Annotated in this window: 10 protein-coding genes and 1 pseudogene (1 of these 11 only partly in view); 5 read left to right on the forward strand and 6 right to left on the reverse strand. The window is 71.5% G+C overall.

Going from position 1 to position 13,496, the window contains the following annotated elements; all coding sequences use genetic code 11:
- Both AB0H83_RS22050 and AB0H83_RS22055 read left to right on the forward strand, forming a co-directional pair.
- A protein-coding gene (locus AB0H83_RS22050) for a zeta toxin family protein (protein WP_360096864.1) crosses the window boundary here: on the forward strand, positions 1-4,002 show its final stretch. Its footprint begins 51,660 nt before the window's first position; 4,002 of the gene's 55,662 nt are visible here — the last part of the coding sequence; the start codon falls outside the window, past its left edge; the stop codon is at positions 4,000-4,002.
- Positions 4,003-4,107: 105 nt separating this feature from the next.
- Entirely contained in the window at positions 4,108-5,679 is a 1,572-nt protein-coding gene (locus AB0H83_RS22055; protein WP_360096867.1) for a S8 family serine peptidase, read from the forward strand.
- Positions 5,680-5,729: 50 nt separating this feature from the next.
- Here the strand turns inward: AB0H83_RS22055 and AB0H83_RS22060 are convergent, their stop codons facing one another.
- Positions 5,730-6,353 (reverse strand): sigma-70 family RNA polymerase sigma factor, encoded by a 624-nt coding sequence (locus AB0H83_RS22060; RefSeq protein ID WP_360096870.1) that lies wholly within the window; start codon positions 6,351-6,353, stop codon positions 5,730-5,732.
- Between the two features lie 174 nt (positions 6,354-6,527).
- On the opposite strand from AB0H83_RS22060, the gene AB0H83_RS22065 reads away from it, so the two are divergent.
- Positions 6,528-6,803: a zf-HC2 domain-containing protein gene (locus AB0H83_RS22065; protein ID WP_360097014.1), complete on the forward strand. Its 276-nt coding sequence runs from the start codon at positions 6,528-6,530 to the stop codon at positions 6,801-6,803.
- Here AB0H83_RS22065 and AB0H83_RS22070 read toward each other — a convergent pair.
- Complete coding sequence (locus AB0H83_RS22070; protein ID WP_360096873.1) at positions 6,721-8,007, reverse strand: hypothetical protein; 1,287 nt, start codon at positions 8,005-8,007, stop codon at positions 6,721-6,723. The genes AB0H83_RS22065 and AB0H83_RS22070 overlap by 83 nt on opposite strands.
- Positions 8,008-8,210: 203 nt before the next feature.
- Here AB0H83_RS22070 and AB0H83_RS22075 point away from each other — a divergent pair, with 203 nt between their 5' ends.
- Complete coding sequence (locus AB0H83_RS22075) at positions 8,211-8,447, forward strand: zf-HC2 domain-containing protein (protein ID WP_360096876.1); 237 nt, start codon at positions 8,211-8,213, stop codon at positions 8,445-8,447.
- 122 nt (positions 8,448-8,569) lie between these two features.
- Entirely contained in the window at positions 8,570-9,103 is a 534-nt protein-coding gene (locus AB0H83_RS22080; RefSeq protein WP_360096879.1) for a sigma-70 family RNA polymerase sigma factor, read from the forward strand.
- 2 nt (positions 9,104-9,105) lie between these two features.
- On the opposite strand, the gene AB0H83_RS22085 is transcribed toward AB0H83_RS22080, so the two are convergent.
- From AB0H83_RS22085 to AB0H83_RS22100, 4 genes and pseudogenes are all read right to left on the reverse strand, one after another.
- Positions 9,106-9,549: a roadblock/LC7 domain-containing protein gene (locus AB0H83_RS22085; RefSeq protein WP_360096882.1), complete on the reverse strand. Its 444-nt coding sequence runs from the start codon at positions 9,547-9,549 to the stop codon at positions 9,106-9,108.
- 155 nt (positions 9,550-9,704) lie between these two features.
- Positions 9,705-11,132 carry a nitrate- and nitrite sensing domain-containing protein gene (locus AB0H83_RS22090; protein ID WP_360096884.1) on the reverse strand — a complete coding sequence of 476 codons (1,428 nt, stop codon included), beginning with the start codon at positions 11,130-11,132 and terminating at the stop codon, positions 9,705-9,707.
- Complete coding sequence (locus tag AB0H83_RS22095; protein WP_360096887.1) at positions 11,125-12,201, reverse strand: hypothetical protein; 1,077 nt, start codon at positions 12,199-12,201, stop codon at positions 11,125-11,127. Before AB0H83_RS22095 ends, AB0H83_RS22090 begins: the two co-directional genes overlap by 8 nt.
- 163 nt (positions 12,202-12,364) lie before the next feature.
- Positions 12,365-13,496, reverse strand: a pseudogene (locus tag AB0H83_RS22100) (hypothetical protein); the annotation flags it as partial.

A 13,496-nucleotide genomic window follows, 5' to 3' on the forward strand; every position in this document is an offset into this window, starting at 1 on the left:
GACCGCACCCCTGTCTTCTCCGGCTTCCGTCACCGTCTGCGACCCGGGCTGCGGGTGGAGGTCAATCTCGACCGGTTCGTCACGGACCTGGGTTGGCACGTGATCACCCATCCATACACGGGTGAGTGGGTCGGGTCCGGGTTGCTTCCGCGGACACCGCTGTGGGAGGAGGCGCTCGGCACCGAGGTGCTGGCCGCCAAGCCGAAGCCGGGCGACCCGACGCCGGCCAAGCTCGACGGCGACCTGGGCCCCGAACGGTTCCAAGGGCGTGCGGGCCGGTCGGCCACGATCAAGTTCCATGGGCACCTGCTCTATCTGCCGACCGGCATGCCCGCGGCGGACGTACTGGTCAGCCCCGAGCGTGGCTGGGCGGTGATGCTCGATCCCGATGACGGCCAGGTCGTCAAGGTGACCGACATCCTGCTCTTGGATCGGCCGGCACCGCCCAGTCCGTATCCGCCCTATGCGGCGCGAGTGCTGACCGGCGGGACGGTGGCCGTTCCTGCGCCGGACGGCCCGATGCGTGCCTATGGCGGCGAGGTCGATCCCGCGCTGCCATTCGTCATGCTGCGGCTGGACGAGGTCGGATTCACCATCAACGCCATCGCCGGCTGGACGGCTTCCAAGATGCCGGTCGCCGGGCCGTTGCGGTTCAAGGCTCGGTGGGACTCCTTGCGGAGTGGCCGGTTCACCGATGCCGACCACGCCCCGCGGGTGGCGCTGGAGTCGGTGACGGGCGAGGCCTCTGTCGATGCCGGCGGTTGGGTCGGGGCAGGCGCCGCGCGGGTCCTGCTCGGCCCCCGTTACGCCGAAGCGACGGTCGGCACCGTGACCGACCAGAGTGGCCGCCTCACGTACGTCGACCTGAGCACCGGCGTGATCCTCGCCGTGGCTTCCGTCGGCCCGGCGCCGCGAGCGATGCGACCGGAGCGACCCGGCGGTGGCGTTCGCCGCGCTGGCAGTGAGCTGCGCGGCCGTGGCCGTGGTCGTGCTGCCCAGGGCGGTCGTGGCCGAGGTGGACGGTCCGCTCCGGTGGAGTCGTCGGAGGTGGATTCGGATGAGTCGAGTTTGACGAGCGATACGGGGTCGGAGGCGCCGGCGCCGGCTCGTGATGGCCGTGGTGGCCGTGGTGGAGTGTCCCGGGGTCGGGGTGCGGGCCGTGGTGCTCGAGGTGGTGTGCGCGGGGGTTGGGTCGGGAGGCAGGTCGCCCTGCGCCAGGCGGCCCAGCCGGTGGCGACTGGTCCGACCTTGGCTGCTGCCGGGACGGACGTCTCGGCCGGGCCGCCGTCGCGGTCGGCACGGGCGGCGGCTCGTCGGGGGGCGGAGCCGTCGGCGTCGGATGAGTTCGCCGGGTGGACGCAGGAGTTGGTGCGGGTGCGGCGACCGGGTGGTGGTCGGCCGGTGAACTTGGCTGGGTTGATTCGGCCGGATCGCACGGTGTTCGTGGCCGATGATCCGGTTACGGGTGGGAAGTTGTGGTTCCGGTGGGGGAACGGGGCGTGGCAGGTGTCCAGCCGTGAGGAGGCGTTGGAGAGCGACGGTTCGGGCAGTGAGGGCTCGGATAGCGAGGATTCGGGCAGTGGTGCCGAGTCCGGTGGCTCCGGTGGTGCGGTGCGGTCGCGTCGTGCTGACAGTGGTGGTGAGGATTCGGCACTGGACGAGATTGTGGTGGGCGGCGTGCGGGCCGGGTCGGGTGTTGGTGGTGGCGGGCCGGCGGTGGTGGAGCCGGTGTTGGGGGAGCGGGTGGCGGATGGTCGGTTCGCTGGTTGGTGGCGGCAGTTGATTGAGGTGCCCGGTCCGCAGACCGGTCGGTCTGAGACGCGGTACGGGTATGTCAGCCCGGATGAGTCGCTGTTCGTGGCGATCGATCTGGACACGGATGGGGTGGTGGCGCGGTACCGGTCGGATCCGCAGGGTGGCTGGGTGACGGCGCCGGCGGCTGGTGGGTCGATGGACCGGTACGGCTTGTGGGCTCAGGTGCGGATGACGGTGCCGGACGGCGTTGGTGGTGAGCGGGTCGTCGATGGTCGGTTGCGTCCGGATGGTGTGGAGTTTGTCGCGCTGGATGCGGTCGAGGAGGTGGTGGTCGAGCATTGGGGGCGCCTGGCTACCAGTGCGCCGTGGTCGCGTTCGGCCCGGCCGCCGGTCGCGGAGGGTGTTGTGGACGTGCCGGCCGATCGGGTGCCGGTGGTGTCGGCGGTGGCGGCGGCTGAGGCGGCTCGGTTGGCGGCGTCGGGTCGGTACGCCGGGTGGTCTCCGGGGATGATCGCGGATCCGCTGTTGGCGTCGGGCCGGAGACCGGACTTGGTTTTGCCGGGTCTGGTGTCGCCGGATGGGTTGACTGCGGTGTCGCTGGATTCGCAGACGGGTGAGAGGACCGGCGATTTCCAACGGCCGGGCGTGCGCCATCGGTGGAGTGTGCGGTTGCGGGGCGGGGCCAGTTCGCCGTCCGATGTGGACGTCCCCGGCCGGCTCTCGGTGGATTCCGAGCCGGTCGGCCTGCGGGGCGGGGCCAGCGCACCCTTCGATGTGGACCGGCCCGGGGCGTTCGGGGGCCTGTGGTCGCACGATCCCGACGTGATGCGGTGGGCGTGGCGGATCGCCCGTGCGGTGCGGCCCGACGCGTCGAGCCGGTCGGCGGCGTTGGTGGAGACGGCGGAGTGGGTCGCGGGCCTGCTGCACATTCCGCCGGTGCCGGTGGTGCCGGCCGTCGATGGCGTCGGTGGGTTCGATGTGGCGAGCGGCTCGGTGCGGGTGCCGAATGGCCTGACGTGGCGGGGTCTGTGGGTGTCGTTGATGGTCGGGATGGCGCAGGCGGAGGGGCGGTATCGCGATCGGCATGTGGATGGTGATCAGCTGCGGGCCCAGCTTGAAGCCGTGGTGGCGGAGGAGGAGGGTGTCGAACCGGCGGTGTCGTTGGCGTCGTTGCTGGCCACGATCACGGTCGAGTCCGAAAGGGACGGGGCCCAGGTTCGGCGGGAGGTGCCGGGCTGGTTCGCGGATCGGGGCCGGTTCAGGCAGGTCGATCCCGACCGGATCGTGAAACTCGGCGAGCACACGCGTCGTGCCGCGGCGGGCCAGTGGCGACCCGTCGGGCTGCGCGGAGGGCTCATCGGCGACGAGGCCGAGGTGTTGGGCACCGCCACGGTCCGTGATCAGGAGTTGCCCCCCGCCGACGCCACGCCGGCGCACCTACCTGGCCGTGCGTCCGACGGCAACGGCATTGACAATGACAATGACAATGGTGAGGCGCCGGTCGTGACGACGGCGAGCATTGCTGTGCCGGATACCGGGGTACCGGTGCCGGTGACGCCCATGACGGAGATGGAGTTCCGCCGGGCGGCCGAGGCGGTGCGCCGGCGGCTGTCGGTTGGTGACGATCCGGTGCCCATGCAGCCGGCCGGTGCGTTCGCCGCGCTGCCCGGCGCGGAGCAGCATGCGGTGCGGATGCGGGTGCTGTTCGGACCGGGATCCGGGGGCCGTGCGGGGGACGGGACGGTGCTGGATCCGGACACCGGAGCCCGGGTGCTGGAGCTCACCGTTGCCGACACGCCGGAGTCGTGGGCCCGGATGGCCCGGTCCCTGCGCGTGGTCCGCGCGGCGGGGCTGATCGCCCATGGCGTCGAGATCGTTGTCTCATTGATCGCCCGAAACCCACCGCACTATGGGGACGACCTCGAGGAGCGGATCCGTCGCCGTTGGCGGGAGCTGCACGCGCGGCTGGTGGAGGCCTTCCCCTCGGCCGCATCGGGCGAATTCTGGCCGGCCGGAGCGGAGCTGATCATTCCTGGGCTGACCACGCAGACCTCGGCCGGTGTGCTGCAGGCGCAGGCGAAGCTCGCTCTCGCGCTGGTGCTGGCGACGAAGCGGGGTGAGCCCACTGGCACGGGTGAGGCGGGGCCGATGGGTCTCATCGCGGAGCTGTTCAATTCGGACGCCGACCGGACCCAGGCCGCGGAGCTTTACCATGCCCTCGCCGCGGGTCTTGACAACCGGTCGTGACGTGGGTGGGGGAGCGGATCACTTGCCGCGTGCTTTCTGTGAACGCGAACGGGGGCGGAGCCGTTGTACGGCCGGCGGTAGGAACGCTGACCCAAGGGAGCGCCCGTGCAAGCCTGGACCAAACGACGGTCGACCGGAGTCGTCCTCATCCTCGCGGCCGTCTGGCTGCTCGTCGCGGCCGGTCTCCCGGCGCTGGCCGCCCCGCCGTCCGGGTCGGCCCGGGTCAAGTACTACCTGGTCGCGGCGGGCGCCAACGGCGCGGTGGAGACGGTGCCGGAGATCGCCCTGAACCTGCTCGGCAGTCAGAACCGCGCCGGAGAGATCTACGAGCTGAACGTTGGCCGGCGGCAACCCGACGGTGGCGCCCTCACCAGCGGCGGGTCGTTGCGTGTCGGGTGGGCGCTGGTCCTGCCATGGGACGCGGTCGGCGACGGGGTCCGCTACGGCGTGTTGCCCGGGCCGGCATCCCCGCCACCGGCGACCAAGGCCCCGACTCCCACGGCTAAGCCCAACCAGTCGCCGCCGGCGCACACGTCGGCCCCGCCCGGGTCGACGACCACCGGCTCACCTGGTTCCACCCCGGCGCCCACCACCCAGCCGACGGCTCCGGCCAGCGCCTGCCCCGCAGTGCCGGCGCCGACGCCGGCCGGGAATGCGGGGGCGCAGCAGGACATGGCCCTGACGGACGCCTGGGCGGCGGCGGGGCGAGGCAGTGGCGTGGTCGTGGCCGTCGTCGATTCGGGTGTCGATGCGAGCGTGCCCAAACTCTCGGGTCGGGTGAGCGTGGGGGTGGACGTCGTCACGGGCACCGAGTCCGGCACCACCGACTGCCTGGGCACCGGAACCGCCATGGCGGCGCTGATCGTCGGCGACGATCCCGAGTTCCTGCTCGGCGTCGCCCCCGACGCGACCGTGGTGCCGATCCGGGTGACGGTCGACCAGGCGACCGCGACCCCGACCAACCAGGCGACCGCGATCGACGTGGCAGTCTCGTCCGGAGCGAAGGTGATCGCGCTGGGATCGTATGTGGACGTCTCCTTGCCCGGCGTCCGTCAGGCGATCAACAACGCCGCCCGTCACGACGTGGTCGTGGTCACCGCGGCGCCGGCGCCCGACGACGGGTCGCTGCCACCGCAGCTGCTGCGTGTCGGGATGCTCAACGGTGATGGGCGGCTCGCCCGGGAGTATCCGCCGGGCACGGTCGACATCGTCGCGCCAGGGCAGAACTTGGTGAGTCTCGGCACCGGCCGACGAGGCAAGATCCAGGTCAGCGGGGTGCAGTACGCCGTCGCGTTGGTCGCCGGAGGCGTGGCGCTCGTGCGCGGCAAGTCGCCGGGCCTCCCCGCAGCAGAGGTGGTCAAGCAGTTCCGGACGACCGCGACCCCGGTCGATGCCGGATCGTCCGGTCCGAGCGGGCCGGCCGGTGACGACGGCCTGGTGGTGGTCAACCTGACGAAGGCGGTCGCGGCGGCGATCCCGAGCAGCGCCGCCCGCGTCACTCCTCCTCGGGCCAGCGAGGAGGACGGGTCGGGCACGGCGACGATTCTCATCAGCGCGGCCGTACTGCTGGTGCTCGTCCTCGGCGGGGTGCTGCTGCTGCGTCGCCGTGCGCTGCGGACCGTCGACTGGGACCCGGCCGAACCATCCACACAGGAAGAGTGGCCGGATTCCCGCTGACGCCGAGCACGAACCCTCGCCGGTGGGCTCCCACTGGCGAGGGTTCGTGGTCATCCGAGATCAGCCAGCCCTTCACCGGCGACCAAGCCGCGTTCGGCGAACCGTTCTCGCAGGGCACGCAGCGCATAGAAACTTCGAGACTTGACCGTGCCCTCCGGTATGCCGAGAATCTCGGCGGCCTGCGCCACGGACCGGTCCCGGAAGTAGACCTCGATCAGGACGTCCCGGAACCGGGGTGGCAGTTCCAGGACCGCCTCGAGAATCGGTGCCTGCTCGCCGACCCGTTCGATCCGGTCGTCGGTCGCGGGACGTTCCTGCAGGCGTTCGTCGCCGACCTCCGTGGGACGGGCCAACGCGGCCCGCACGTGGTCGATGAAGATGCGCCGGGCCACCATGAACAGCCACGGCCGGCTCCAGTTGCCGTCCACCCGGGCCTCGGGATGCCGCCAGGCGCGGACGAGGGTCTCCTGGAGAAGATCCTCGGCCCGGTGCCGATCCCCCTTGGTCAGGCGTATGAGGTAGCTGAGCAGCGCGGAGCCGTGCGCCTCGTAGAGGGCGCGGACCGCAGCATCGGAGTCGCCGTCGGGCGCGGCTTCCGCGGGGTCGCCGCGCCGTCCCTGCTGTTCGCCTGTCACCACGGGGGGTAATACGCGTCGACCGTCGGCAACGTTCATGCGGCCATGGACCTGTCCACCAAACCCGGCGACGTGAGGGAGTGCCGCGAGCACGTGAGATTTCTATGGCTTGGGTTGAACGATTCGTATCGTGACGCTCGTCGTACGGTCGGTGATGTTGCATCTGTGAGGGGTTAGGCGATGCGCCGCGATGGTGAAGACGATCATGAACAAATGCGGACACTGCTCGGAATCTACGCGTTGGGTCAGATGTCACCCGATGAGATCGCCGCGGTGGAGGCGCACTTGGCGCGGTGCCGTCCCTGTCTGGCCGAGTGCGAGGAGTTGGGCCTGACGGCCCTCTGTTTGGGCGCCCTGTCTGATGTGGACCTCACTGCAGCTGTTGTCGAGGCCGGGCGTTGCATGATCACGATACGGCTATTGACCAGCGGGACCGGGGCCCGGACCCGACCGCGACCGGCACCACCCGGGGCCGCCGCCGGGCAATGAGTTCATGCAGGATCACCACGTCGGCCGGGGCGAGTTCGTCGAGAAAGACGACGAGCAGCTGGGCCGAGCCGGGCCCGTCGGCGAGCTCACGCAGTGACGCCACGCGGCGGCTGGTCAGATCGTTGAGGCCGGGAACGTCGTCGACGACGACCGTTGACACTCCGGCCTGCGACAGTTGGCGCGCGATCTCCGCCGCCTGGCGGAGTACCCCGGCGCGCACGCCGGTGATCCTGACGACGTCGGGGCTTACCGCGAGGTCCACCCAGAGCGCGTCCGGCCCCGGCTCACCCAGCCGTACCACGGCACCGCCGCTGTGGCGCGGTCCTACCAGGCCGCGGCCGAGGAAATCGGCATCCGCGTCCGGGCGGGCGCCGATGAGGCGAACGGTCACCAGGTCCGCACCGACCCGCAGGCTGGCCTCCACCCGTGTCATCACCGGGTCCGCGGATATCGTCGGTTCCGGTTTCGGCTCCGGCTCCGGCTCCGGTTTCGGCTCCGGCTCCGGTGCGGGTGCCGGCGGCGTCGGCCGCGCGGACGGCTCGATCGGGCGGCTGGGCTCGATCAGGCCGCCGTCTTCGACCGCGCCACTTTCGAGCCGGCCGCCGTCCTGGGGCGTGCGGGCCCACCGGCGGCGGATGCGCCGGACGGCAGACACTCGCTCAAGCCCCGAGTCGCGCGCCGCTTGCGCGGGCACGGGGAGCCTGATCCGGCGGCCGCGCCGCAGCAGGTGCAATGCGAGGCCGAGGATGGTGGTGACCAGGATGAAGGCGGCCGCGCGTACACCGTTGCCGCTGGACGACTGCGTCGCTGCCCCGCTACCGGTCGTCGGCGGCGGAGCCTGTGCGCTACCGAAGATCGGCGGTGTGCCAACCACGACGCCCGGCCCGTCGGCATCAGCCGGAAGGATGAGGATCCACCCGGGCATCAAAACGAGCGGGTCCTCGAGCCGCTGCCCATCCGGCTGGAGCCGGTCCTTGTTCAGCTCGAATATCTCCAGATAGCGACGTCCATCGCCGAGAGTCCGGGCGGCGATCTGAAACAGGTACTGCCGCTCGGACGTGCCGGTGGTCCCGACGACGTAGTACTTGACCGGGTTGGCCTGGCCCACTGAGGTCGATGGCGACGGTCCCTCCGCGAAGGCGGGGACGGCACCGACGTGCCCAGTGCCGGCGAGGATCGCCACGAAGAGCAACCAGGGCGCCACGCGCCGCACCACCCGGCCGACGGCTGGCGCGGGTCCGGGTTTCAGGGGGGTCAGCACTCCTGCACCAACGAGCGGGCCTGGCATCCGGTTCATTCCGTCCGGTGGCCGATCGCGAAACCGGTGTGAACGGACCGCCCGGGGCTGGTCCACAACGCGCGGTCGTGCGAAGCTGGGCGTAGACCGACGGGAGCAGGCCACCGAACATGGGACTGGAACACGGCACCGAGCCGGGGAGTTCGCACGTCCTCGATCGGCTGGCCGGCTACTTCTCGGGAGCGCTCCCAGTCGAAGACGAGCAGACGGTCGAGGCCCATCTGCTGCACTGCGCCGATTGCCGGGCCGAGTACGACGACCTGGGTTCGGCGGCGTTGCTGGTGGCGTCGTTGCCGGTAGGTGTCCTCGATGAGCCTGACCGGGCCGATGATGAGCCCGACGGGTGATCGCTGACGATGAGGTTCGGGTTGTCAGACATCATTGCCGATGTGAGAATCCGGAAGGATCTTCTGGTACCGCGCCAGACGTGGTTGCGCTTTTCGTAGCAATTCCGAGGGAGCCTCGTTGAATGGTCGGCGGACACCGAGCACCGGCTGACGCCGACCGCCGGATGCAGGAGCTCCACGAGCTGCACGGCCCCGCGCTGCACCGGTTCCTGCTGCGCTGGACGATGGGCGATCGGCAGGTGGCCGAAGACCTGCTGCAGGAGACGTTCCTGCGCGCCTGGAAGAACCTCGCCCAGCTCAACGCCGACCTCACGACAATCCGGCCGTGGCTGTTCACGGTCGCGCGCCGGATCGCGATCGACGCGAGCCGCGCCAAGCAGGCTCGCGTGGCCGAGATCGGTGTCGGTGACATGTCCGATCGCACCACGGGCGTCGACGAGATCGACCGTATGCTGGACGGTCACACGGTCCGGGCGGCGCTGGCCACGCTGTCGGTGGACCATCGTCAGGTCCTGCTCGAGATCTACTATCGCGGACGCTCGGTCGCTGAGGCGGCCCGCATACTCGGCGTGCCCGAGGGCACCGTCAAGTCGCGGACCTATCACGCGCTTCGGGCGCTGCGGTCGGCGGTCGGCTCGGGTCAACCGCAGGACTGACGTCACGATTGCGCGGCGTTCTTCAGCTCATCGATGACCGTGGGGGTGAGCACGCTCCCGGCTTGATTGGCGAACATCGCAATGTCATAGGCGAGATTGCCGAGGTCGGCCGCCTTCGCGGCCAACACACCCATGGTGGACCCCGTGCCGATTGTCCGCACCACCAGGTAACCCCGGTCGAGGTCGATGATGACCTTGAGCGTCTCGCCGAGGTCGTAGAGGCGGGCCGCCCCGTTGGCCAGGATCGACATGGCCGAGGTGATGGCGGCCAGGCGGTCGGCGTCCGCCCGGTCGGCCGTTGCAGACTTGGCGATCAGCAGGCCGTCGGACGAGACGGCGATCGCCTCCTTCACTCCGGCCGTCTCGGTCGCGAATCGACCGAGGAGCCAGTTGAACAGCTGTGCCTCGGCGCTGATCCGGGCGGGAAGTGTCATCAGGCGCTCCATGGTCGGGACCGCGGTGGGTACGGTTCGGCCGTGCGGGCCAGTCCGTCGAGGTAGCCGGTGAGCTGCTCGCGTTCGGCTTCGGGGCCGGTCGCTGGGGACGGGGATTCCGGCCGGCGGTGGAGGCCGACCGGCGGACGGGCCAGAGGATCGAGATCTCACCCGGGCTCGCGGCGGCGCAGGTCCGACCGGGTCGACGCGGCGGTCTGCTCGTCGGCCCGGTGAGTGCCGTCGACGAACGCGTTCAGCGCCGTCCGCTCGGCCTCGGGGTCGGCCGTGGGGGCCGACCGCAGCGCCGGCGGGCCTGCCGGCCCTGACGTGGGCGCCTCGGTCCCGGGCTGACGCCGTCGCAAGCCGCCGGGGGAAAGATCAGGCGGGCCTACGGCGATGTTGCCGAACATCCGGGTGACCTTGCGGCGGGTCACCACCTGCTGCTCCATGAGCAGGGCCGCGGTGGCCTGTACCCGGTTGAACGCCGAGGCGAGCTCGCCGATCTCGTCCGATGAACGGTGCGTCAATGCGGCCAGGCGGGGAGCCGACTCGGTGTCGGTCTCGTCGTCCCTGCTGATACGGGCCATCTCGCTGGCGGCCAGGTCGGCGATCGTGTTGGCGGCGACCGCGACCCGCCGTAGGGGGCGGGCCACCGACCCGATCACCCGGACGCCGAGGAGCAGGCAGGCGATGACGAGCACGCCGGCCACCGCGCCGAGCACCAGCGACTCGAGCCGGGCGGCGGATGCCGCCGCGGATGTCTGCGCGACCAGCTCGTGGCCGACGTGGGCGCGCAGGATCCTGCGCTGCCCGGCGGTGGCCTGGGCCAGGGCGAGCCGCTTGTCGAGGGGCAGTCCGTTGGGCCGGGCGGCGGTGATGTCCACCAAGGCCGCGTCGAGGTGTTGCGTGGCCGATCCTCGCTGGATCCCGTCGAGGACGGCCACCGGCCCCGACGCGGCCAGCCGGCCGAAACGTTCGGCATCGCCGCGACCGAGCAGCACGGCCTGGTCGACCACCGACGCCGCGAGCGGGGCATCGGCCGGCGCGGCGACAAGCGCCGTCGCCGCCAAGCTGGCGTGTTCGTTGCTGCGCAGAAGCGCGTCGAAGGCCTGGGGCTCCCGGGCCGTCGCGATCGGCGGATCAACCCGGGCCAACTCGTTGAGCAGCGCTTCGATCAGCGTCGTGTAGGTCGGCAGCACCTGCGCGACCGCACCCCGACCGGCCATCACGTCCTGCCGCAGGGCGGTCACTTCGCCCAGCCGGGACAACTGGTCGTGCAGCTTGACCGCCGCCGGCCCGGTCAACGATCGGTAGGCCCGGCCGGCGGCCTCGGTGGTGGCGAAGAACTGCCGCGACAGGTCCTCCCGGTAGTCGGCCGGCGCGCTCAGGAACGCCGTCACGAGCAGTCGCTCCGTTTGCAGCTCCTCGATGACCAGCGCCACCGCCTGGGCGTCGCTCATGGTCGCCGCGAGGCTCTCGGCGGCCCGGACCCGGTTGAGCCGGTCGGCGGCACCCGGGATGGCGATCGTCAACAGCGCGATCACCGGCACCACCAGCAGAAGGTAGAGCCGCTGGGCGACCCGGATGCTAGGCATTGTCGGCTCCGTCCTGCGGGCGGGCCCGGACGCCCTGGCCGGCGTGGCCGAGCTCCGCCATCTCCAGCAGTTCCCGGGCATCGACGGTGGGCGACCGCACCGACACCGAGGCCACGTCTGCGCCGTCGCCGCCGGTCTCCTCGGCCGACGCGGCCCGACCCGGGACGGCCGTCCGCCACAGAACGACGAGCGTCAGCGCGATGCCGGCGATCACGGTCACGGTGGCGATGACCTGTTGCTGGGTCAGCGTCTCGACCCGTTGCGACAGCGACGACTCGACCTCCGCCAGGGCGCTCGTGATGAACAGGTTCGTCTGCTGACGAACGTCGCTCGCGGCGTTCGCGGTCGTCGACGTCGGCTGGTTGATCGTCGTCAGTAACGCCAGCCTGAGCTGCAGCTGGTCGAGCTGGCGGGTCGCGTCGGCGACGAACCTGTTGCTGGCGCCGGTCTCCGTGGCCATGCGCACCGAGGCGGTCAGTCCCGCGTACGCCGTCGTCAGATCGTGTCGGGCCAGGGCGAGCTGGACGACGTCGTCGGATGACGGGGACGCGTTCGGTTTGGCCGGTGGGGGCACGTCGGCGACCCGGCCTGCGGCGGCCACCAGCGTCGGCGTGTGGATCACGACCGCGTCGATGAGCACCCGAACCTGGGGGCGTGGGTCGGCGATCAGCTGTGCGGTGGCGCTCACGGACTGCATGAGGCTACCGGCCTGCACGATCAGGTCACCGTATCGCTCCCGGGCCACTTGCCCGGTCGGGCCGTCGGCGCGGACCTGTTCGACCGCTGCTCGCAGCTCCGCCGTGCGTTCGGTCATGGACAGGTCCGCTCCCACCTTGGCGTCCACATCGGACAGCGCGACCAGGGCGGCGGTCATCGACGGCACGGTCTGGCCGGCCGTGGCCGCGGTTCGGGCCTGGACCAGCTCACCGGTCAGGCCGCCGAGGGCCCGCAGGTACGGCAGCGCCTGCCGTTCGGTGTCGATGCGGGCCAGTTCGGCACTGTTGGCGCGGCTGACCTGTAGCCACAACGTGCCGAACAGCCCGCTCGCCACGACGAGCAGCAACCCCATGACGAACAACCGCGTGCTCCACCGCGGGCGCTGGCCGCGGCTCACGAGCACCGCCGAGACGTGCTCGCCGTCAGACCCCGGGACATGACATGGCCTCCACTGTGAGGGATGGTGCGTGACTGGCCGGAAGTACGTATCCCGGCGGTCCGCGGTTCTCCGGTATTCACCTCGACCGTGGCGACGCGTCGGGCCAGCCATCGGTCCACGCGCTGAGCCGTCGGGCCGGCGGGTCGACGGACCGCCAGGTATCGCGGCGCCAGCGCCACGCACCCACCACCGTCACCGCGCCGTAGCTGCTCGCGGGCAGCAGCAGGTCCACCCCTTCCGCCGCGAGCGTCGACGCGGTGGACCGGACCGCGGTCAGGCCGGCCACCGCCGACGCGGTCGCCGTGATGTCGATGGCCTGTCCGCGCCCGACCCGGACCGCCAGGATTCCGGGGCCCGGACGGGGGGTGGGGCGATGGGCGTGCAGACGTTGCCACGGACCGAGGCCACCAGCTTCGGGGACCAGCACGTAGCGGGTCGCCGTGCTCCGCAGCCGACCGTGAGGCCACCGCTGCGCCTCCTCCGGGAGACCGTCGACGCCGTGGGAGGCACCGGCCGGGGCCAGCCTCAGTGGAGCGCCGTCGACTTCGTGCGTCAGCACTGGGTCGCCGGAGCGACCGACCTCGTAGGTGGCCGTGACCCGGCAGCGCGAGAGCCAGCCGACCGGCAGGAGGAAGACGTCGTCGAGCTCAAGTGCGGCGGCGTACTCGCGCGGCGGGGTCGCCTCGCTCGCCACGAGGTCGACGGCTCCGCCGGTCTCCACCCGGATCCGCAGCACGTGCCCGGGTGCAGTCCGGGCGGCCAGCCGCTCGAGGTCGAGGTATCCGGCCAGAAACAGCGCCGGTGCCGGAACCCCCTCGGTGAGGGCCGCCTCGGGATCGGCGCCGCACGCGATGAAGGCGTCGAACGCCTCCGCGTTGGTCTGCGGCTGCGGGGGCAGCCAGGCCAGGCCGTGCCGCGGGGTCGGCGGCGCCAGCGTTATTCGAGGTCCATCGATGAATCGCCAGATGCGGGTCGAGGGGGCGAACGGATCGGGGAGGAACCCGTCGGCCAGGGCCACGGCGGTCGCCGGCTCTGGGGCGTCGGTCGTGGTCTTTGCCGGCGGTGGGGCCGGGTCGGGCGTCGGGTCGGGCTCTGGGGTGTCGGTCGCGGTGCTTGCCGGCGGTGGGGCCGGGTCGGGCGTCGGGTCGGGCTCTGGGGTGTCGGTCGCGGTGCTTGCCGGCGGTGGGGCCGGGTCGGGCGTCGGGTCG

The sequence above is a fragment of the Dactylosporangium sp. NPDC050688 genome (assembly GCF_040654515.1).
Taxonomy (GTDB): domain Bacteria; phylum Actinomycetota; class Actinomycetes; order Mycobacteriales; family Micromonosporaceae; genus Dactylosporangium.